Below are 20,722 nucleotides of genomic sequence, written 5' to 3'. Positions count from 1 at the left end.
TCCTGTTGTTACTAATCTACATTTCGCTTATTAAACAACGAAGCGATCCATAGTACCAGAATGGCTCCGACTGTTGCCGTAATCAGGCTGCCGATAATACCGGAAGCCGCAATCCCGAACAATCCGAATACCCAGCCGCCCAATACACCGCCGACTATTCCCAAAATCAGATTGATTATTACTCCGAAGCCACCTCCCCGCATGATTTTACCAGCAAGAAAACCGGCTGCTATACCTATGATAATGTACCATAAAAATCCCATAGCTTTTAAATTTTATGTTGTATTGTATATATAACCGTCCATGAAGGCATGAAGTTTATTACAATAATGGGTCCCTTTTTCAAAACACCGGTGTTTTGCTTACAAAACATATATGTTTTGAATACGAAACACCGATGTTTTGAGACTGCTGTCCGAATCTATTTTATGAAGTAGGTGATAGTATTGGAAAAAGGATTATCTTTGCGGTATAATTATATAAGTACTCCGATGAAAATATCCAATTAAGCCGGTTTCTGCATATCGTAAATATCTACTGATGTAATTGCCAATTGTTCATTTTCGATTGCCGATTCTTTACTCCGGCCTTATCCTGTGTCGCCCTTCGGCACGTTTGTGATTATCCTTTTTAGTTTGTAATTTTTAATCCAAAGAAAACTATGTGCATATCCGTACATCAGCTATGCTATGTTCATGCCGACAAAGAACCACTTTTTCAGGACATAAACCTAACAGTCAATAAAGGACAGCGTCTTGCGCTGGTCGGCAATAACGGTACGGGCAAATCGACCTTGCTGCGTATCATTGAGGGAAGCCTGCAACCTTCGTCGGGAGAGATTATCTGTTCTTCACGCCCTTATTACATTCCGCAACATTTCGGACAGTTCGATCGCCTGACAGTGGCGGAAGCCTTGAGGGTGGACAACCGGATAAAGGCACTTCATGCAATTCTTGAAGGTGACACTTCGGTAGAAAACTTTATCTCCCTGAATGATGATTGGAATGTGGAGGAGCGTTGCCTTTCGGCACTTGCCTTTTGGGATTTGGGACATCTGCAACTGTCCCGGCCGATGCATTCGTTGAGTGGAGGGGAAAAGACAAAGGTATTCCTTTCCGGTATTCTTGTACATGCGCCGGAAATTATTCTGATGGACGAGCCGACGAATCATCTGGATGTTGCCAGCCGTGAAAAACTGTATGAGATGGTTAAGAACGGCCGTTCGACCATGCTGATTGTCAGCCATGACCGGACGTTGCTGAATCTGTTACCCTGTATTTGTGAACTTGAGAGAAATGCCATCACTCTTTATGGAGGTAATTTTGATTTCTACAAGGAACAGAAAGAATTGGCGTTGACAGCTTTGCAAAACCGGTTGGGAGAGAAGAAAAAGGAGTTACGACAAGCCTGTAAACTTGCCCGCGAAGTAATGGAACGGAAAAATAAGATGAATGCCCGCAGCGAAAAGTATGCTTTCAAAAAAGGTATTTCGCGTATGGCCGTAAATACATTGAAAGATAAAGCCGAGAAAAGCACAGTTCGGTTGGGGGATACCCATGAAGAAAAAATGGTATCCCTGCAAGACTCGATTACCGACCTTCAGAATGCGATGCCCGGTTTGCGAGGACTTCAGACGGACTTTAATTCTTCCAACCTGCATATCGGTAAAATTCTGATAGTGGCGGAACAGATCAATTTTGGTTATATTTCCTCCAGCTTATGGCAGTTTCCGATGGATATTCAGGTCAGGAGTGGTGACCGTATTCATATTTCCGGTAATAACGGGAGCGGGAAAACAACTCTGGTCAAACTGTTGTTAGGCGAATTGGAACCGACTGTCGGAACGATTATGCGGACCGGTTTCAGTTATCTATACATCGATCAGGAATGCTCCGTAATCGATCCCCGGCTGACTGTATTCGAACAGACGGAGCGTTTTAATACCGGAAATTGGGCGGAACACGAACTGAAATCCATTCTTAATCGTTATTTGTTCCCTTATGACACATGGGATAAGGGCTGTGCCTGCCTGAGTGGAGGCGAGAAGATCCGTTTGTTGTTCTGTTGTCTTATGATTGGGAATAATGCGCCGGATGTATTTATTTTAGACGAACCTACGAACAATCTGGACATACAAAGTGTTGAAATAATAACAGCGGCTATAAAGAGTTATAGAGGAACGGTGTTGTTGATCTCGCACGATCATTATTTTGTGAAAGAAATAAAAATAAACCGTTCCATTAAACTTTTCGATACCGGTTCTGTTATTAAGATATAGTGTTTTTCATGGTATTAGAATTAAGTTAGATTAGGTTATCCGTCCAGTTCGCGAGAATAGGACGGTTTTTTTATTTCCCCCCCCTCATAGTCTTTAGGGCTTGTATTTCGAATCGGTCAGGATAGCCTGGCTATCGTTGTTTTGCATCAAGGCTTCCGGAGTCGAATTCGTTTCCCGCATATATTTGTCGATGATTTGCCAGCCGAGCCAACTGCCGAGATTTCCGGGAGCATCGCTTGCCAGGAATGTGCTGGGGACGTTATCGAAATATTTACCTGTTGTCATCTGGTCTGGCGTATAAAGATGCTTGCGTTCTATGATAGCCTTCCACAGGTTGGATTCATTCTCTTTGCACCAGTTATAGGAAGTTTCCGTGTAGCCCATGAGTACTTCAGGCTTCAGTTCAGGAAATGCTTGATGGATCAGATATTTTATTTTGCCTTCATAGATCATCCGGTCGAGTAGTACGTTTTCTTTTCCTTCAAACGGATACTCGGACATCAGCCAACCGGCAAGGTAATCGGGGACGATATGCTCAGGTGTCATTAATTGGCGCTGGAAATCATAGAAAAAATCCTGGTATAACGGATATTCCTCGCCTAAATATTTATCTATCGAGATGGACAACAGGCTGTCGCCGACCAGTACATTTTGGTTGAAGCCGGAAACATGCATATAGATGGCCGGAATCTGCATCGAAGGAAAACAGGCCTTCAACCATGTGAAACCGTTGCCGAGAGCTTGCTCGATCTGGGAAACATTGTCATAATGACGGACAGCATCGGTATATAACCCCTTCAAAGTCGGTTCGGAATAGTAGTTGACCAATTTGTCGAAGAAACCGGGCATTGCCGGAGATTTCATGTTCAGGATGCCTTTTCCCAATATGTCGAGCATTTGTGGGTATTCGCGTACAAGCCCGGCTTGCAGGGCGGAGTCGTTCGTATCGACCAACTTCAAAAGCTCCTTGTCGAAACGGTTGATCTTGACTGGAACGGCCGAAGTGACAGCTGCCGGGATATGGGAATTCTGTCCATTACAACTGAAAAGGTAAAATGACAGAGAGAATATCAGCAATAATTTCGCTTTCATAGGAATATCATTAATAAATTATACGCACCATCATACCGGTTCATTTTTATAAAAACGAATGTCTTCCGGTTATATTGTGCAATCCATTCTTATTATTATCTTTGCACCCCTTTTTATCTGGCAATATGCAATTCACGAACAAACAAATTCTGCAAATAACATTCCCTGTTCTGATGAGCCTTCTGATGGAGCACATGATCGGGCTGACCGATACGGCCTATTTGGGGCGGGTAGGGGAAGTCGAGTTGGGAGCTTCAGCATTGGCGGGAGTCTATTATCTTGTGATTTATATGCTTGGCTTCGGTTTCAGTATCGGTGCGCAGGTATTAATAGCACGGCGAAACGGTGCACAGGAATATAAACGGATCGGGCCGGTCTTTCTGCAGGGGACATTTTTCCTGTTGTTGCTTGCAGCGTTGTTGTTTACGGCTTCGCATCTGTATTCGCCTTTCTTCCTACGCAAACTGATTGGTTCTGATGATGTCTACCAGGCTACGATGAAGTATGTGGACTGGCGTGTCTATGGCTTTTTCTTCTCTTTTGTGGCTGTTATGTTCAGGGCTTTTTATGTTGGTATTACAAAGACAAAAATCCTGACCGTAAACTCGGTTGTGATGGTGTTGACCAATGTAATGCTGAACTATGTCCTGATATTCGGAAAGTTCGGATTACCGGCATTGGGAATTGCCGGAGCGGCGATCGCTTCATCGATTTCGGAGGCTGTTTCGGTGCTGTTCTTCATTCTCTATACGTGGAAGAAAGTCGATTATGGAAAATACGGGCTGTTTGAGTATTCGGGTATAGATTTCCGGATGTTGAAGCAAATATTGAGTGTTTCTATCTGGATTATGATTCAGCATGGGATTGCTTTTTTAGGCTGGTTTGTGTTTTTTGTCGTGATGGAGCATCAGGGAGAGCGGCCGCTAGCGATTACGAATGTGGTGCGAAGTATTTCTTCGTTCCTGTTTATGTTTGTCAATGCCTTTGCTTCGACTTCCAGTTCTCTGGTCAGCAATCTGATTGGTGCCGGAAAGCCGGAACAGGTGATGGGCTTGTGCGGACGTATGATACGGATTTGCTATTATTTCGTTTTGCCGCTCGGTATTCTGATCGCCCTGTTTCCGGAACTGGTATTGCGCATCTACACGGATAATCCGGATCTGATTGCCAGTTCTGTGTCGTCGCTTTGGGTGATGCTTTCCTCTTATCTGATTGCGGTACCTGCTTTTATTTTCTTTTTCAGCGTGTCGGGAACGGGCAATACGCAGACGGCATTGCTGATTGATATGGTAAGCATCTTTGTCTATGTTTTCTATGCACTTTGGGTCGGTATCCGAATACATGCGGATGTGGCGGTCTGCTGGACAACGGAGCATGTCTACGATTTGATGATCCTGTCCGCTTTCTTCTATCTCTGGAAAGGAAACTGGCGGAATAAAAAGTTGTGACCGGTGATCCGGAAACTATCGTTTTATCAATACAGTGAGCCGTAGGGAAAGATCGAAAAAGACCATCTTCGCATTCACATTTTGTGTCACATGCCGTTCCGCTTTTGCCAACTCGTCCATGATGTCGATCACATTCCGTTCATTGATGAAAGGTGCGAACTTTACGGCAAAGCCGGCTTCGTCCATATTCATATAATTGAGTTCCGGCGATTGGAACCGGTACATGAAGTTCTCACGTATCAGGTGCTGGCAATAAGAAAGAAAGTTCTTCTGCCGTTCACGCCCGATACCCGCCAACATGTCTGCCATGTCTTTCATGCCTCTGACATTACGCGCCCAGGAATTGCGCATCATGCCTTTGAACTGTTCCAAGTAGAACTTGTTCTCCTCTCCCAGGCTGATTGCCTCGACTGCTTTCAGATAACTGCCGTTTGCCAGATGGGCGACATGCTTGGCATCTTCGGGAGTCAAGTTGAACCGGGAAATCATGGAAGAAGCGATATCTTCCGGATGAATTCCCCGCACGTTGATACGTTGTGCACGGGACAGGATCGTTCCTAAAACCAGGTCGGGAAGTTCTGATACCATCAGGATCACCGTGTTCCGGGGAGGTTCCTCGATAATCTTCAGGAGTTTGTTGGCACAGGTCTGATGGAGTTTTTCCGGAAGCCATACCAACAGGATGCGATAAGTCGCTTCGTATATCTTGAGGCTTAGTTTCCGGATAATCTCGTCGCTCTCTTTCGAATAAATTAGGGCCTGTGAGTTACCGGCATCGATATGATCCAGCCAGCCGTCTATGTCGAAATAGGGGCGATCTTTCAGGAAATCTCTCCATTCGGTGAGGTAATCGTCGCAGACTTCTTTTTTTTTCTCCTTCTTGGATACGATCGGGAACACGAAATGAAGGTCCGGATGGGCCAACTCGTTATACTTCAAGCATGACGGACAATGCCCGCATGAATCTGTTTCCGTCCGGTTCGTGCAGTTCAGATAACGTGCGTAGGCCAGTGCCAGAGGAAAAGCGCCTGCACCACCCTGTTCCGTGAATAGCTGGGCGTGCGGGACGACACCTGTCTGTGCCGAATGTATAAGTCGTTTTTTTATTTCTTCCTGACCGATAATATCCTTGAAGTACATGTTGCTCCTTATTGAGTTGATAGAGCAAAGGTACGAATAATCGGGGAAATAAGAAACCTCATCTTAATGTGCGATCTGTATTTTCTCTTTGATGCATTTACCGATAAAAAGCACAAGTAAAAAAGGATATAACGCCAAATCCATGGCGATAAACAGTATGTATTTCATCTTCGTAACATTTATTATTTCGTCGATAAGACTAAGATACTTGGAAAAACCCCTATCCGATAACAAACTTTTTTTCATTTTGTTGTATGGTTTCTGGCGTATTGCTTACTTCTATTGCCTGATCAATAAAAGCGGAAATGGCGGTTTGTTTTTGAGATATTGACAAAATGTAATATTTTTCTTGTGTGTATTTCTGATATAATGGCTTTTGAATAAATTTTAATTATCTTATTTCGGTATTTGATTTCAAAATGATAGTTGTTATCTTTGCGTCGTAAAAAGGAAAATCACATAAATACGGATTGTATTATGAATGTATGCAAAGATGACGCTTCTATTCTGATTATATATACGGGAGGTACTATCGGAATGATAGAAAATCCTGAAACAGGCTCTTTGGAGGCTTTTAACTTCGAACATTTGGAGGAACATGTTCCCGAACTAAAAAATCTCGGATATAAAATCTCGTCTATTCAATTCGACCCGCCGATGGATTCATCGGAGATGGGACCGGATTCATGGATGAAGATCGTGCATGTCATTGCGGAACATTATCATGATTACGATGGCTTTGTCGTTCTGCATGGGACCGATACGATGGCCTTTACCGCTTCCGCTTTGAGCTTTATGCTGGAAAATCTGAGTAAGCCGGTGATCCTGACCGGTTCACAGCTTCCGATCGGTATGCTTCGTACGGATGGAAAGGAAAACCTGATTACGGCGATAGAGATTGCCGCTGCCCGTGAAAACGATATGCCGCTGGTTCCTGAAGTTTGTATTTTCTTTGAGAACGACCTGCTGCGCGGAAACCGTACCAGCAAGACGAATGCGGATAATTTCAATGCGTTCCGTTCCTATAATTATCCTCCGTTGGCACATGCCGGTATTTCGATTAAGTATGATGTCTCCCAGATTTACCATCCGGTATCCCGGAAACCGCTGAAACCGCATTACCTATTGGATCGGAATATTGCTATCTTGAAAATATTTCCCGGAATTTCTCCGCAGGTTGTGGAAAGCATTTTGAATATCCCCGGTCTGAAAGGCGTCGTGATGGAAACATTCGGTAGCGGGAATGCGCCCGGATATGACTGGTTGCTGGAGATGTTGAAGGAGGCGGTCGAACGGGGGATTGTCATTGTCAATGTTACCCAATGTCTTGCCGGAAGTGTGGAAATGCACCGCTATGAAACCGGGCGAAAACTGTTGCAGGCCGGTGTGGTGAGCGGTTACGACAGCACGACCGAATGTGCTGTTGCCAAGTTGATGTTCCTGTTCGGGCATGGCATGGCGCCGGATGAAGTAAAGGAGCATCTGAATTGTTCGCTGATCGGGGAGATTACGATTGCTTGAAACTATAGTTCCTTCGGCATGAAAACATCGTTTCATAGGCATGGAAATATAGTTTCGTGCTCATGAAACGATGTTTTCGTGCTTTCAATACACCTCTTTTGCCACCTTATAGACGCTATCCGATGCCATCATCGTATAGAAATGCAAGCTCGGAACGCCGTGTGCAATCAAGTCTTTGCATTGCTGGATACACCATTCGACACCGACGGCTTTCGCTTCATCGTCCGTTTTGCATTTACGAAGTTCCGTTGCAAACGGTTCGGGAATATCCGAACGGAATATCTTAGGCAGCACGGTGAGCTGGTTCTTGAATACGATCGGCTTGATACCCGGAATGATGGGGACCGTAATGCCTTCCGCCCGGCATCGGTCTACGAATGCGTAATATTTTTCATTGTCGAAAAACATCTGTGTCACCAAGTAGTCCGCCCCGTTCTTTACTTTCTCTTTCAGATAGAAAATATCCGATTCCATATTGGGGGCTTCTTCATGCTTTTCCGGATAGCAAGCCATTCCGTAAGAGAACGGGGTTTCATTGGCTTCGAAAGCAGATCCGTCGATGGCGATCCCTTTGTTGAAGTTGTTCACCTGCTGCTGGAGGTCAGTTGCATGTTCGTGGTATATGTCCGTTTTTTGTCCGGCTTCCAGTGTTTTTACATCTCCACGGAGCAACAACAGGTCATAAACACCTAAAAAGTTCAGGTCGATCAGTGCATATTCCGTTTCATCTTTTGTAAATCCCTTGCATATAATATGAGGAACAGCCGTTATGCCATATTTATTCTGGATAGCCGAAGCGATGGCGACCGATCCGGGACGTTTGCGGATGTTGACTTTCTGAAAGCTACCATCCGGCAAAGTCTTGTAGATATATTCGCTGTGATGGGATGTTATATTAATGTATTTAGGATCGAACTCGATCAGTTTATCTATGACATTATATACTTTCTGTATGCTGTTTCCTTTCAACGGAGGAAGTATTTCAAATGAGAAAGCAGTACTCTTGCTGCTGTTGATCAGATCGATTACTTTCATGTTATTTATTTATTTGGGTGGACAAATGTACATAAAAAACAGTTATGTTTGTCTGCCCAATATGTTGATTGTTTATGTTGTTTGAATTTTCCACGTGCCGATATTCCGTGTTTCGTTGCTGAAATTGACGCCTATCCTGAACAGCGTTCTTGTATCGGATGCGAAAGGTAAAGCGTACTGCTTGTCTTCGATCTGTTGCAAAGCCTCTTCTGCCGTACCATTCAATTTGAACTCCATAATATAGATATATCGGTCGGTTTGCAGCACCAGGTCGATGCGTCCGCGCGAAGTATGGTATTCTGTTTTTACATAGAACCCAACCAGTTTGAAGACGATGAACAAGACGTTCTGGTAGTGTACTTCCAGATTGCGAATCAATTCGTAGGGAGTGTCAGCAAAGAAACTTTGCAGGCGGGCGAAGAAAGCCTCCGCATCACCCATCCGGATTTCTTTGATGAACTTTTGTATCTCGAAAGTGGAGTCAACGGCGGTTATGGAGGAGTAGTAGGGAAGTAGATACCGGACGAATCCTTCCTCTACCTCTTGGTTGGGAAAACCTAATGTATAGATTTGGAACTCCGGATCATACTCTTTAATCGTCAGATAGCCGCTTTGGTAAATGACCGGAATGGGATTACGCGAGACGATGTCGATGCTGTTCAGCACATCCGCATTTGTTTGTGTATGCGCCATATCATATAGATTGTAATCCGTCCTTTTGAGCAGTTCGACTAAATAGGAGGGGGTGCCTGTTTCGAACCAATAGTCGCTGAGCTTTTTCTTGGCAAATGTGTTCAACAGGCTGAACGGATTATACATACCAATTGAATTTTCAACGAAATGATAGCCATCATACCGTTTTTTCAATTCAAGGCACATCTCCTCATAGCTGACCTTTTGCCGGGACGCCAACCCTTGTAGTTCTTTTTCGAGATAAGTATGGATCTCTTCCTCCGTAATGCCACATATCTCGACATACCGGTCGTCCATCGAAATGTCCATCAGGTTGTTCAGATCGCTGAACACGCTCACCTTCCCGAACTTCGTCACGCCTGTCAGCAGTGCGAATTTGATACAACCGTCCATCGTCTTCAGAACGCCGTAGAAAGGCTTCAGCATATTTCTCAGTTCCGTTTGCATCGCTTCGTCGTGCAGGTTCTGTAGCAAAGGTTTGTCATACTCGTCCACCAAGATGACCACGCGCTGCCCTGTCTTTTCGCAGGCCCGCTGGATGATGCCTGCGAAACGCAAGGCGAGGCTCCGTTCGGCCGGATCTGCCCCGTACAGGTTTTCCCAGGCGACTAAGTTGCGGTTCAATATATCCTCCAAGTCCTTTTGTGAGCTATATTGCGAGATGTTCAGGTCCAGATGCAAGATCGGGTATTTCACCCAATCTTTTTCCAACCGTTCCATCGCCAACCCCTCGAACAGCTCTTTTTTACCTTGAAAATAGGCTTCTAAAGTTGAAATTAGCAATGACTTGCCAAAACGCCGTGGACGGCTTAGGAAGTAATAGCTTCCCGTCTTCGCCAATCGGTAAACCAATGCCGTCTTATCTATGTAAAGATATCCCTCTTTGCGTATCTTTTCGAAATTCTGTATGCCTATCGGATAAAGTGTTTCCATCATGTCTTTTTGTTGCTTCTTCACAAAGATACGATATAATCTGCAATTTGCATCTATCGTTCCTGTTATTTTTGCCGTTTTTGAGGGGGTAAATGAGTGTTAAAATAGACAATATCTCCCTTTAAAATACGATTTTGGATTAAAATCTTGATTGATAGTGAGGTGTAGGAATCTTATGTCTGTTAAAAAATATTACCCTTGCGTGTAATTTGAATTAAATGGGGTATAAAATCGAATTAGATGCAGTAGTAGTTTCGATTTGGACCAATGGGGTTTGAAGCAAGGTGTACAATAAGAGTGTAGCCGAATTTCTCTGTACGCATTGCGACAATTAGCGGGATTATTTTCCTGTGAGGATTAAATGAGTAACGGTTGCCGTTTTTCATTTTTTATTAATACCTTTGCCTGTCAATAATCTAATTACGATAAGATATGGAAAATATTAATTGGTCTGATCTGTCATTCGGTTATATGAAGACAGACTATAATGTACGGTGTTACTATCGGGATGGTAAATGGGGCGAACTCGAAGTAAGTTCTTCCGAGATCATCAATATTCATATGGCTGCCACATGTTTGCATTATGGACAGGAGTCGTTTGAAGGATTGAAGGCGTTCAAAGGGAAAGACGGCAAGATCCGTGTGTTCCGTATGGATGAGAACGGCAAACGCATGCAATCTTCCAGCCGCGGTATCAAAATGGCCGAGTTGCCCGTTGAGAAGTTTGAGGAGGCTATCCGTAAGGTCGTAAAACTGAACGAACGTTTTGTTCCCCCTTATGAAAGCGGGGCTGCTTTATATATCCGTCCGTTGATGATCGGTTTGGGTGCCCAGGTGGGTGTGAAGCCGGCTCCCGAATATATGTTCATGGTGTTTGTGACGCCGGTGGGACCGTATTTCAAGGGTGGTTTTAAACCCTCCAAAGTATGTATCATGCGCGATTACGACCGTGCTGCCCCTCAGGGAACCGGTACGATCAAAGTCGGCGGTAACTATGCCGCCAGCCTCGTTGCGGGCGAAAAGGCTCATGAGCTGGGCTACGCCGCTGTTTTGTATCTGGACCCGAAAGAAAAGAAATATCTGGACGAATGCGGTCCGGCCAACTTCTTCGGAATCCGTGGCAACAGCTACATCACTCCGCAGTCTCACTCTATCCTGCCTTCCATCACGAACAAAAGTTTGCAGCAGTTGGCAACCGATATGGGCCTGACAGTGGAACGCCGTCCGGTTCCGGTAGAAGAAATCGCTACGTTCGATGAAGCAGCCGAATGCGGAACAGCCGCGGTTATCGCTCCGATCTCACAGATCGACGACTTGGACATCAATAAGTCTTATGTGATTGCGAAAGACGGCAAGCCGGGTCCTGTTTGTGAAAAACTATACAATAAACTGCGTGCTATCCAGTATGGGGATGAGCCGGATGTGTATAATTGGGTGACGGTGATTGAATAATTGATAATTGATAATTGACAATTGACAATTTGTGTTTTGTGGTGAAAATTGCAAACTCTGTATTGCAATTTGAGAAAGATTATCTATATTTGCCCCGCTAAACAAATGGATAAGCGACCGCAAGTTGTCAATTGTCCATTGTTAATTGTCAATTGAATAGAAGGTGGATTCATTCTTTAAAACACATAAATACCTGGTAGAACACTTGTATTCGCCGGTTCGCAGAGGACTGATGGATGAGATCGACTGGAATGACCGGCTGATCGGCATTAAGGGTTCTCGCGGAGTGGGAAAGACGACTTTTCTGCTGGATTATGCCCGCGAGCATTTTGGCGCGGATAATAAGGAGTGTCTTTACATAAATCTGAATCATTTTTATTTTACGGAACGTACGTTGGTCGATTTTGCTTCTGAGTTCAGGGCAAAAGGGGGAAAAGTGCTGCTGATCGACCAAGTGTTCAAATATTCGGGATGGTCGAAAGAACTCCGTTATTGTTACGATAACTTCACTGACTTGAAGATCATTTTTTCCGGTTCTTCCGTCATGCGGTTGAAAGAGGAAAATCCCGACCTGTCGGGCAAGGTGGTTTCGTATAACCTACGAGGTTTTTCATTCCGGGAATTTTTTAATCTGATGTCCGGGAATAGTTTTCCGGCTTATACATTTGAAGAAATATTGGTGGGCCATCAGGAGATTGCGAAAGGCATCTGCTCGGTGGGAAAACCGATGGCATACTTCCAGGACTATCTGCATCATGGTTTCTATCCGTTCTTTCTGGAGAAACGCAATTTCTCGGAGAATTTGCTAAAGACCATGAATATGATGCTTGAGGTAGATGTGTTATACATAAAACAAATCGAACAAAGCTATCTGCCGAAACTGCGTAAGCTGCTTTATCTGTTGGCGACAAGCGCTCCTTGTACGCCCAATGTAAGCCAGTTGAGCAAGGATATCGAGACTTCGCGGGCAACCGTGATGAACTATATCAAATATTTGGCCGATGCCCGTTTGATGAATATGCTTTATCCGGTAGGAGAGTCGTTCCCCAAGAAGCCGTCTAAAGTGTATATGTACAATTCCAATCTGATGTATCCCATCCGGCCGATGGAAGTGAATATGCAGTCTGTCCGCGAATCGTTCTTTTATAACCAGCTTCTGAAGGACAATAGATTGAACGAGGGCGGAAAGAACGCACATTTCTTGGTCAATGGAATGTATAATTTCAGGATTGAAGAAAGTATGAAAGTGAAGAATAATCCTGATCTGTATTATGCAATCGATAAGGTCGAAGTAGGAGAGGGCAACATGATCCCGCTTTGGCTTTTCGGCTTTTTATATTGAAATTTTTTTAAATACTAATAGTAAGAGTCTATGACAAAACAGAAGAAATTTTTAACCTGTGATGGTAACCAGGCTGCTGCACATATCTCCTATATGTTCAGTGAAGTTGCTGCGATTTACCCCATCACTCCGTCATCTACAATGGCAGAATATGTAGATGAATGGGCTGCTGCCGGACGTAAGAATATTTTCGGCGAAACTGTAATGGTGCAGGAAATGCAATCTGAAGGTGGTGCTGCCGGTGCAGTTCACGGTTCGTTGCAGGCTGGTGCACTGACTACGACTTATACGGCTTCTCAGGGTTTGTTGCTGATGATCCCGAACATGTACAAGATCGCAGGTGAATTGCTGCCTTGCGTATTCCATGTATCTGCTCGTACATTGGCTTCTCATGCACTGTGTATCTTCGGTGACCATCAGGACGTAATGTCTGCCCGTCAGACAGGTTTCGCCATGTTGGCCGAAGGTTCCGTACAGGAAGTGATGGATTTGGCAGGTGTTGCACACTTGGCTACAATCAAATCCCGCGTTCCGTTTATGAACTTCTTCGACGGTTTCCGTACATCTCACGAAATCCAGAAGATTGAAGCATTGGAAAATGAAGATCTGGCTCCGCTGATCGACCAGAAGGCTCTGGCTGAATTTCGCGCACGTGCCTTGAACCCGAAAACTCCGGTTGCACGCGGTATGGCTGAAAACCCTGACCACTTCTTCCAGCACAGAGAATCAAGCAACTCTTACTATGATGCAGTTCCTGCTATCGTAGAAGAATATATGAACGAAATCTCCAAGATCACAGGCCGTAAATACGGTTTGTTCGATTACTACGGAGCTGAAGATGCAGAACGCGTAATCATTGCGATGGGTTCTGTTACGGAAGCTGCACGCGAAGCTATCGACTACCTGACAGCTAAGGGTGAAAAAGTAGGTTTGGTTTCCGTTCACTTGTATCGTCCGTTCTCAGCTAAACACTTCTTGGCAGCTGTTCCTAAGACTGCTAAACGTATTGCTGTTTTGGACCGTACAAAAGAACCGGGTGCAGTAGGCGAACCTCTGTATCTGGATGTAAAAGACTGTTTCTATGGCCAGGAAGATGCTCCGGTTATCGTAGGCGGCCGTTATGGTTTGGGTTCTAAGGATACGACTCCTGCCCAGATCCTTTCCGTATATGAAAACCTGGCACTGCCGATGCCGAAGAACCAGTTCACGATCGGTATCGTAGATGACGTAACATTCACCTCCCTGCCTCAGAAAGAAGAGATCGCATTGGGTGGCGAAGGTATGTTCGAAGCTAAGTTCTACGGTTTGGGTGCAGACGGTACTGTCGGTGCCAACAAGAACTCTGTTAAGATCATCGGTGACAATACAAATAAATATTGCCAGGCTTATTTCTCTTACGACTCTAAGAAATCGGGCGGTTTCACTTGTTCTCACCTGCGTTTCGGTGATCATCCGATCCGTTCTACCTATTTGGTAAACACACCGAATTTCGTAGCTTGCCACGTTCAGGCTTACCTGCGTATGTACGATGTGACTCGCGGTTTGCGTGAGAACGGTACATTCTTGCTGAACACTGTATGGAATGGTGAAGAGCTGGCAAAACATTTGCCTAACCGCGTAAAACGTTATTTTGCTCAGAAAAATATTACAGTTTATTATATCAACGCTACACAGATCGCATTGGAAATTGGTTTGGGTAACCGTACCAATACAATCTTGCAGTCTGCATTCTTCCGTATCACAGGCGTAATTCCTGTTGATCTGGCTATCGAACAGATGAAGAAATTCATCGTGAAGTCTTATGGCAAGAAGGGTGAAGATGTTGTAAACAAAAACTATGCAGCTGTTGACCGTGGTGGCGAATACAACCAGTTGACTGTTGATCCTGCATGGGCTAACCTGCCGGATGATGAAGAGGTTGTAAACAACGATCCTGCATTCATCAACGAAGTGGTTCGTCCTATCAATGCACAGGATGGCGATCTGTTGAAGGTTTCTGCTTTCAAGGGTATCGAAGACGGTACATGGCATCAGGGCACTGCAAAATATGAAAAACGTGGTGTTGCTGCATTTGTTCCGGTTTGGAATGAAGCAAACTGTATCCAGTGTAACCAGTGTGCTTATGTTTGTCCTCACGCTTCTATCCGTCCGTTCGTTCTGAATGACGAAGAACAGAAGGGTGCAAACTTCCCGATGTTGGATGTGAAAGCTCCGGCTACAATGAAGGGTATGAAGTTCCGTATGCAGGTTGATGTTCTCGACTGTCTGGGTTGCGGTAACTGTGCCGATATCTGTCCGGGATTCAAGGGCAACAAGGCGTTGTCTATGGCTCCGCTGGAAGGTCAGTTGGCTGAAGCTGACAACTGGACGTACTGTGTGGCTAACGTAAGCTCTAAGCAGAGTTTGGTAGACATCAAGTCTAATGTGAAGAATTCTCAGTTCGCAACTCCGTTGTTCGAGTTCTCCGGCGCTTGCTCCGGTTGTGGTGAAACTCCGTACGTAAAACTGATTTCCCAGTTGTTCGGTGATCGTGAAATGGTCGCTAACGCTACGGGATGTTCTTCCATCTATTCAGGTTCTGTTCCTTCTACTCCGTATACGACGAACGAAAAGGGCGAAGGTCCTGCATGGGCTAACTCTTTGTTCGAAGACTTCTGTGAATTCGGTCTGGGTATGGAACTGGCTAACGAAAAGATGCGTGCACGTATCCAGGCGGCTATGGAAGCTGCTGTCGCTTCTGAAGAATGTCCGGCTGAATACAAAGAAGTGTTCACTGCATGGATCGAAAATCAGAACGATGCCGATAAGACGAAAGAACTGGCTGCACAGATCACTCCGATGGTTGAAGCTGCCAAGGATAAATGTCCGAATTGCGCTACTATTGCCGAATTGAGCCACTTCCTGGTAAAACGTTCACAGTGGATTATCGGCGGTGACGGTGCTTCTTACGATATCGGTTATGGTGGTCTGGATCACGTGATCGCTTCCGGCAAGAATGTGAATATCCTGGTTCTGGATACTGAAGTGTATTCAAATACAGGCGGTCAGTCTTCAAAGGCTACTCCGGTCGGCGCAATCGCCAAGTTTGCCGCAGCCGGTAAGAGAGTTCGCAAGAAAGACTTGGGTCTGATGGCTACAACTTACGGTTATGTTTATGTTGCTCAGATCGCTATGGGTGCTGATCAGGCTCAGACCTTGAAGGCTATCCGCGAAGCTGAAGCTTATGACGGTCCTTCTTTGATTATCGCTTATGCTCCTTGTATCAACCACGGTTTGAAGAAGGGTATGGGTAAATCTCAGGCTGAAGAAAAAGAAGCTGTTGCATGTGGTTACTGGCACTTGTGGCGCTACAATCCTGCTCTGGAAGCTGAAGGCAAGAACCCGTTCACATTGGATTCCAAAGAACCGGATTGGAGTAAGTTCCAGGACTTCCTGAAAGGTGAAGTTCGTTTCGCATCTGTTGCAAAACAGTATCCGGCTGAAGCTGCCGAATTGTTTGCTGCCGCAGAAGAAAACGCTAAGTGGCGTCTGCGTAGCTACAAACGTATGGCTGCTGAAAACTGGAGCGTAGAAGAATAATTTGATTATGATCATCTAAGGGTGGAAATCCTTTTTTCACCCGAATAAAATAGAAAGCGGAGTCTCACCATGAGATTCCGCTTTTTTATTATTCCAATAAAGACCGGTAAAAGGCTTTTGTAATATGAAATTCATGTCCTTCTGGTTCTTCGGCAGAACAAAATGGAATATTTCTGTGTTTAATTAACGTATATAGTAAAGATAAAAATATGAATGTAACATATGAAGATGTCCGCAATTCCGAAGAGATCCGGACTTATATCAAACAAGCGGACGAGTCGTTGAAAGCAATCGGCTACACGGAGCATAGCTTTGCCCATTGCACGAAGGTTGCGAAAGTAGCAGGAGATTTATTGGAAAAGTTAGGATATGATGCGCATGAGGTGAAATTGGCTCGTATCGCCGGTTTCATGCACGATATAGGCAATGTGGTGAATCGCATCGACCACGCTCAAAGCGGAGCTATGATGGCTTTCCGTATTCTGGATAAGATGGGGATGCCGCCCGAAGATGTGGCGACCGTCATTACCGCTATCGGGAATCATGATGAACAGACGGCTGCTGCCGTAAATGCCGTTGCGGCTGCTTTGATAATCGCAGATAAGACGGATGTGCGTCGCAGCCGTGTCCGTAACCGTTCCACGATTAATTTCGATATCCATGACCGGGTAAATTATGCAGCCGAAAAATCGGATGTTATATTGGAGCCGGATTCGAAAACGATCACTCTCGATTTGAAGATCAACACCGAAATCTGTGCTGTGATGGACTATTTCGAGATTTTTACCGGACGGATGCTACTTTGTAGGAAAGCGGCGGAATTTCTTGGCCTGCAATTCAAGCTGGATATTAATGATGTCTATTTATTGTAATATCATCCCGGTATAATCGGGTCGGATCGGCTTTGTTTGAATGATCCGAAGCAGATTGTATTGGCTCTAAAGAAAAGTGGAGTTTTCAAAGAAGGCTTAACTGGCCGGGCGTAAAGCGGAACTGTTGTCCGAAACCGTCGGCCGGTTAAGCCTTGTTTTTGGTTGCTTTTCTTTTAAGGGAAAAGTAATTGTGATTTCATTTCCGGGAATTGTGCCTGATGCCAATAAGGGTAAACCGGAGTAACGCGGCTGGCTTCATCCAGCCGTTTCACCTGTTCCGGTGTCAGATTCCAGCCGACTGCCTCCAGGTTTTGTTTTAACTGTTCCTCCGTGCGGGCACCGATGATCAGGCTGGAAACAGTCGGACGTTGCAGCAGCCAGTTCAAAGCACATTGTGCAACCGTACGGCCGGTCTCTTCGGCAATTTCATCCAGCACTTCCATGATATCGTATAACCGTTCATAGGATGTCGCTTCGTCGGGAATCGGACTTCCGCCGCGGGCTACACGGCCGTCGGACGGAATCGGGTTATTACGGCGATATTTGCCACCCAGGCGACCGGCTGACAATGGGCTCCAGATGATTGTCCCTACTTTTTGGTCGATGCCGAGCGGCATCAGCTCCCATTCGAACTCACGGTTCAGAAGTGAATAATAAACCTGCTGAGCTACGTAACGGCTCCATCCGTGACGTTCGGAAACAGAAAACGACTTCATCAAATGCCAGCCGGAGAAGTTGGAGCAAGCGATATAACGGATCTTTCCGGCAGTGATCAGATCGTCAAGGGCACGAAGCGTCTCTTCCACCGGTGTGTTGGCATCGAAACCATGCATGTGGTAAATGTCGATATGATCGGTGTTCAGCCGTTTCAGGCTGGCCTCGCAAGCCTCTATCAGATGGAAGCGGGAAGAGCCCATTGCGTTACGGGTGGCAGGGTTTAGGTTGAAAGTCGCTTTTGTCGAGATCAATAATTTATCGCGCAGTCCGCGGATCGCCTTACCCAATATCTCTTCGGAAAGTCCTCCGGAATAGACATCTGCCGTGTCGAACAGATTCACGCCCGCATCCAGGCATAGGTTGACCATTCGGGTAGCTTCTGCCACTTCCGTGTGTCCCCAACCTTCAAAACCATTTGTGCCACCGAAAGTAGCTGTCCCTAAACAAAGTGCGGGCACGAAAAGTCCCGAACCTCCTAATTGCCTGTATTCCATAGTCTCTATTTATTTATGTTTTTACAAAGATATATAAAAAACAGAGACTTGAAAGAGAAGGTTTAAAATACCGGAATCGAATAGACCAGTCCTAACGAAATACGATGCGTGTCGGGATCGACTGCTCCCATATCCAAGGCTGCTTTTTCGAGTTTCACGCCGCGATATGTGTAAAGGAGGAAGATAAAAAGATCACTGTTCTTGATCGGGAAAAATTCGAGGCTGCTCTGTGCATTCCAGGAACGGCGGTACATGCCTTTGGCAAACGGCCCGTTCGCCTTGTACACTCTTCCGGTTTCATAAGCACCTTTCACATAGAGGTTCCAACGCGGGTGAATCCGGTAGTCCACATCGGCGATGACCGATAGATACTCGGTATTGCAAGCTGTCTGGGCTGTCTCTGGCAGACGGCTGATAACGCCGTGTTGGTCCAATCCCTGCCGGGTGTACATGATGTCCAGATAAGTCAGCAGAGGACCTTTCTCGATTGTGTTGCCGCAGGTGAAGTAATAAGAGTAACGTTTCTGTGTCTGTTGTCCTACGGAAGCGGCATAACGGAGTTGCAGGACGCGGTCGAAATAGTAACTGTTCCAGTTTACCGTATACATGAAAGGAACTTTTGCTTCCCGTGTGTTGTCAGGCAATCCGGTCGGGTAGATCTCGTTGTCCTGTCCGCTCCGGTTGTTTACGATCTGGAAGCAAAGTTCGTGGTCAGGATTGATCTGCCAGTTGCCTGAAATACCAGCCTGATAGCAGGTCAGTAGGTTATTGAACTCACTGAATTCACGGACTTTTATCGAATTGACAAAATATTCGTATCCTCCGAAATTGACAAACTGCTTACCGATCGTAAAGCCGAATTTGTCATGTACTTTCAGGTTGACATAAGCCAATTCGAGCGAGGACGAAAGGTTGTCCAGCGAATAAGGGTCCGAATATTTATTGAACGACTGCCGGTAATGATAGGAAAGGTTTTTCCATACATCCCCTTTTATTTCCAGCCGGACACGATTCAGCTTGAAGTTCATGCCGTCGAAATTGGAACCAGTGAAATTGGCGTTTGCCGAAGTAAAAAGCTGGAAATTCATTTCTGCGCTTTCGATCACCTTTTTCCCTCCTGTGAGTCGTTCGACCAAAGTCGGTTCTTGTCCGGGAACGGTTTCTTTCTCAATCTCTTGTGCAAAGACGGATGGGGAGAATATGAATAGTATTGTCAATAAGTAGAGATGTGTTTTCATGTCTGCAAATAAAATGTTTCAGCGTTCAAATATAGTAATTTTATATGACCTTTGGAAATCCGTAATTATTCTTACCTTTGTTGAGATTTAAAAGGTAATGAGTTTAGGTTATGATTAAAGCAGTATTTTTTGATATCGATGGGACATTGGTCAGCTTTAAAACACATGTAGTCCCGAAATCCACCCTTCATGCGATCGAGTTGTTGAAGAAGAAGGGGATAAAAGTATTTATAGCAACCGGCCGTCATCGCCGTTCGATTAACAATCTGGGCGATCTTGAGTTCGATGGATATGTGACTTTGAATGGTGGCTATGTGTTTGCCGGAAAGGACGATGTGATTTATAAGCACAGTATTCCCGATAAGGATATCGAAGCCTTGGTACGTTACCAGGAAAAGGAAGGCGAGTTCCCTTGTGCCTTCGTACAGGAAGACGAGATTTTTATGAACTATACGGATAAAGCGGTCAACGATGTGTTTCATCTGTTGAACTTCCCGGCTCCCCCAATCCGTCCGATCGAGGATATTTATGGAAAGACGGTCTACCAGCTGATCGCCTTTTTTACGGCAGAGCAGGAAAAACGTATTATGAAGGTCCTGTCTCATTGTGAATCCACACGATGGAACCCTCTTTTTACAGATATCGTACCGCTTGGAAGTAGTAAACGGGTAGGGATTGACAAGATGCTGGAACATTACCATATCGGTCTGGACGAATGTATGGCCTTTGGCGATGGAGGCAATGATATCCAGATGCTTAGCCATGTCGGTATCGGGGTTGCTATGGGAAATGCGGCCGAAGATGTGATGAGTGCGGCCAGTTATGTGACGACCTCTGTCGACGAGAATGGTGTATACAATGCGTTGAAACATTTCAACATTATTTGAT

15 protein-coding genes are annotated in these 20,722 nt (G+C 45.2%); 8 read left to right on the top strand and 7 right to left on the bottom strand.

Annotation, left to right across the window (positions count from 1 at the left end):
- Positions 1-11: 11 nt before the first annotated feature.
- A complete protein-coding gene (locus NQ564_RS07665; protein WP_008149163.1) occupies positions 12-263 on the bottom strand; it encodes a GlsB/YeaQ/YmgE family stress response membrane protein in 252 nt (83 codons plus the stop codon).
- 398 nt (positions 264-661) lie between these two features.
- Between NQ564_RS07665 and NQ564_RS07660 the strand changes: the two genes are divergently transcribed.
- The gene (locus tag NQ564_RS07660; protein WP_129649984.1) at positions 662-2,278 is read left to right on the top strand and encodes an ABC-F family ATP-binding cassette domain-containing protein; all 1,617 of its coding nucleotides are present in this window, start codon (positions 662-664) and stop codon (positions 2,276-2,278) included.
- Between the two features lie 93 nt (positions 2,279-2,371).
- Here NQ564_RS07660 and gldB read toward each other — a convergent pair whose 3' ends face one another.
- Positions 2,372-3,370, bottom strand: a complete 999-nt coding sequence (gene gldB, locus NQ564_RS07655) for a gliding motility lipoprotein GldB (protein WP_008149168.1) — start codon at positions 3,368-3,370, stop codon at positions 2,372-2,374.
- Between the two features lie 125 nt (positions 3,371-3,495).
- On the opposite strand from gldB, the gene NQ564_RS07650 reads away from it, so the two are divergent.
- On the top strand, positions 3,496-4,818 hold the full coding sequence (locus NQ564_RS07650; RefSeq protein WP_008149170.1) for an MATE family efflux transporter: 1,323 nt from the start codon (positions 3,496-3,498) through the stop codon (positions 4,816-4,818).
- 15 nt (positions 4,819-4,833) lie between these two features.
- Here NQ564_RS07650 and NQ564_RS07645 read toward each other — a convergent pair whose 3' ends face one another.
- Positions 4,834-5,958 carry a DNA polymerase III subunit gene (locus tag NQ564_RS07645; protein WP_008149172.1) on the bottom strand — a complete coding sequence of 375 codons (1,125 nt, stop codon included), beginning with the start codon at positions 5,956-5,958 and terminating at the stop codon, positions 4,834-4,836.
- A 477-nt stretch (positions 5,959-6,435) separates the two neighbouring features.
- Here NQ564_RS07645 and NQ564_RS07640 point away from each other — a divergent pair, with 477 nt between their 5' ends.
- A complete protein-coding gene (locus NQ564_RS07640; RefSeq protein WP_008149176.1) occupies positions 6,436-7,479 on the top strand; it encodes an asparaginase in 1,044 nt (347 codons plus the stop codon).
- Positions 7,480-7,563: 84 nt separating this feature from the next.
- Here NQ564_RS07640 and metF read toward each other — a convergent pair whose 3' ends face one another.
- Together metF and NQ564_RS07630 are read right to left on the bottom strand one after the other, a co-directional pair.
- Entirely contained in the window at positions 7,564-8,514 is a 951-nt protein-coding gene (gene metF / locus NQ564_RS07635) for a methylenetetrahydrofolate reductase [NAD(P)H] (protein ID WP_008149178.1), read from the bottom strand.
- A 72-nt stretch (positions 8,515-8,586) separates the two neighbouring features.
- A complete protein-coding gene (locus NQ564_RS07630) occupies positions 8,587-10,143 on the bottom strand; it encodes an ATP-binding protein (protein WP_207212140.1) in 1,557 nt (518 codons plus the stop codon).
- Positions 10,144-10,572: 429 nt separating this feature from the next.
- Here NQ564_RS07630 and NQ564_RS07625 point away from each other — a divergent pair, with 429 nt between their 5' ends.
- From NQ564_RS07625 to NQ564_RS07610, 4 genes are all read left to right on the top strand, one after another.
- On the top strand, positions 10,573-11,592 hold the full coding sequence (locus NQ564_RS07625; protein WP_008149182.1) for a branched-chain amino acid aminotransferase: 1,020 nt from the start codon (positions 10,573-10,575) through the stop codon (positions 11,590-11,592).
- Between the two features lie 163 nt (positions 11,593-11,755).
- Positions 11,756-12,934 carry an ATP-binding protein gene (locus NQ564_RS07620; protein ID WP_036608232.1) on the top strand — a complete coding sequence of 393 codons (1,179 nt, stop codon included), beginning with the start codon at positions 11,756-11,758 and terminating at the stop codon, positions 12,932-12,934.
- Positions 12,935-12,964: 30 nt separating this feature from the next.
- A complete protein-coding gene (gene nifJ, locus NQ564_RS07615; RefSeq protein ID WP_008149188.1) occupies positions 12,965-16,513 on the top strand; it encodes a pyruvate:ferredoxin (flavodoxin) oxidoreductase in 3,549 nt (1,182 codons plus the stop codon).
- Positions 16,514-16,722: 209 nt separating this feature from the next.
- Positions 16,723-17,385, top strand: a complete 663-nt coding sequence (locus tag NQ564_RS07610; protein WP_008149192.1) for an HD domain-containing protein — start codon at positions 16,723-16,725, stop codon at positions 17,383-17,385.
- Positions 17,386-17,558: 173 nt separating this feature from the next.
- Here the strand turns inward: NQ564_RS07610 and NQ564_RS07605 are convergent, their stop codons facing one another.
- Together NQ564_RS07605 and NQ564_RS07600 are read right to left on the bottom strand one after the other, a co-directional pair.
- Positions 17,559-18,596, bottom strand: a complete 1,038-nt coding sequence (locus tag NQ564_RS07605) for an aldo/keto reductase (RefSeq protein WP_008149193.1) — start codon at positions 18,594-18,596, stop codon at positions 17,559-17,561.
- Positions 18,597-18,658: 62 nt separating this feature from the next.
- Positions 18,659-19,834, bottom strand: coding sequence for a porin (locus NQ564_RS07600; RefSeq protein ID WP_008149195.1), 1,176 nt, complete (start codon positions 19,832-19,834; stop codon positions 18,659-18,661).
- Between the two features lie 110 nt (positions 19,835-19,944).
- On the opposite strand from NQ564_RS07600, the gene NQ564_RS07595 reads away from it, so the two are divergent.
- Positions 19,945-20,721 (top strand): Cof-type HAD-IIB family hydrolase, encoded by a 777-nt coding sequence (locus NQ564_RS07595; protein ID WP_008149197.1) that lies wholly within the window; start codon positions 19,945-19,947, stop codon positions 20,719-20,721.
- The last annotated feature ends 1 nt before the right edge of the window (position 20,722 follow it).

The sequence above is a fragment of the Parabacteroides johnsonii DSM 18315 genome (genome assembly GCF_025151045.1).
GTDB lineage: Bacteria > Bacteroidota > Bacteroidia > Bacteroidales > Tannerellaceae > Parabacteroides > Parabacteroides johnsonii.
The sequence above is the reverse complement of the archived record's forward strand: the minus strand, read 5'-3'. Positions and strand labels throughout refer to the sequence as shown.

Bases quoted from the DNA above. Each gene is read 5' to 3' on its own strand.
- NQ564_RS07665 (WP_008149163.1), bottom strand. From the start codon at position 263: ATGGGATTTTTATGGTACATTATCATAGGTATAGCAGCCGGTTTTCTT.
- NQ564_RS07660 (WP_129649984.1), top strand. From the start codon at position 662: ATGTGCATATCCGTACATCAGCTATGCTATGTTCATGCCGACAAAGAA.
- gldB (WP_008149168.1), bottom strand. From the start codon at position 3,370: ATGAAAGCGAAATTATTGCTGATATTCTCTCTGTCATTTTACCTTTTC.
- NQ564_RS07650 (WP_008149170.1), top strand. From the start codon at position 3,496: ATGCAATTCACGAACAAACAAATTCTGCAAATAACATTCCCTGTTCTG.
- NQ564_RS07645 (WP_008149172.1), bottom strand. From the start codon at position 5,958: ATGTACTTCAAGGATATTATCGGTCAGGAAGAAATAAAAAAACGACTT.
- NQ564_RS07640 (WP_008149176.1), top strand. From the start codon at position 6,436: ATGAATGTATGCAAAGATGACGCTTCTATTCTGATTATATATACGGGA.
- metF (WP_008149178.1), bottom strand. From the start codon at position 8,514: ATGAAAGTAATCGATCTGATCAACAGCAGCAAGAGTACTGCTTTCTCA.
- NQ564_RS07630 (WP_207212140.1), bottom strand. From the start codon at position 10,143: ATGATGGAAACACTTTATCCGATAGGCATACAGAATTTCGAAAAGATA.
- NQ564_RS07625 (WP_008149182.1), top strand. From the start codon at position 10,573: ATGGAAAATATTAATTGGTCTGATCTGTCATTCGGTTATATGAAGACA.
- nifJ (WP_008149188.1), top strand. From the start codon at position 12,965: ATGACAAAACAGAAGAAATTTTTAACCTGTGATGGTAACCAGGCTGCT.
- NQ564_RS07610 (WP_008149192.1), top strand. From the start codon at position 16,723: ATGAATGTAACATATGAAGATGTCCGCAATTCCGAAGAGATCCGGACT.
- NQ564_RS07605 (WP_008149193.1), bottom strand. From the start codon at position 18,596: ATGGAATACAGGCAATTAGGAGGTTCGGGACTTTTCGTGCCCGCACTT.
- NQ564_RS07600 (WP_008149195.1), bottom strand. From the start codon at position 19,834: ATGAAAACACATCTCTACTTATTGACAATACTATTCATATTCTCCCCA.
- NQ564_RS07595 (WP_008149197.1), top strand. From the start codon at position 19,945: ATGATTAAAGCAGTATTTTTTGATATCGATGGGACATTGGTCAGCTTT.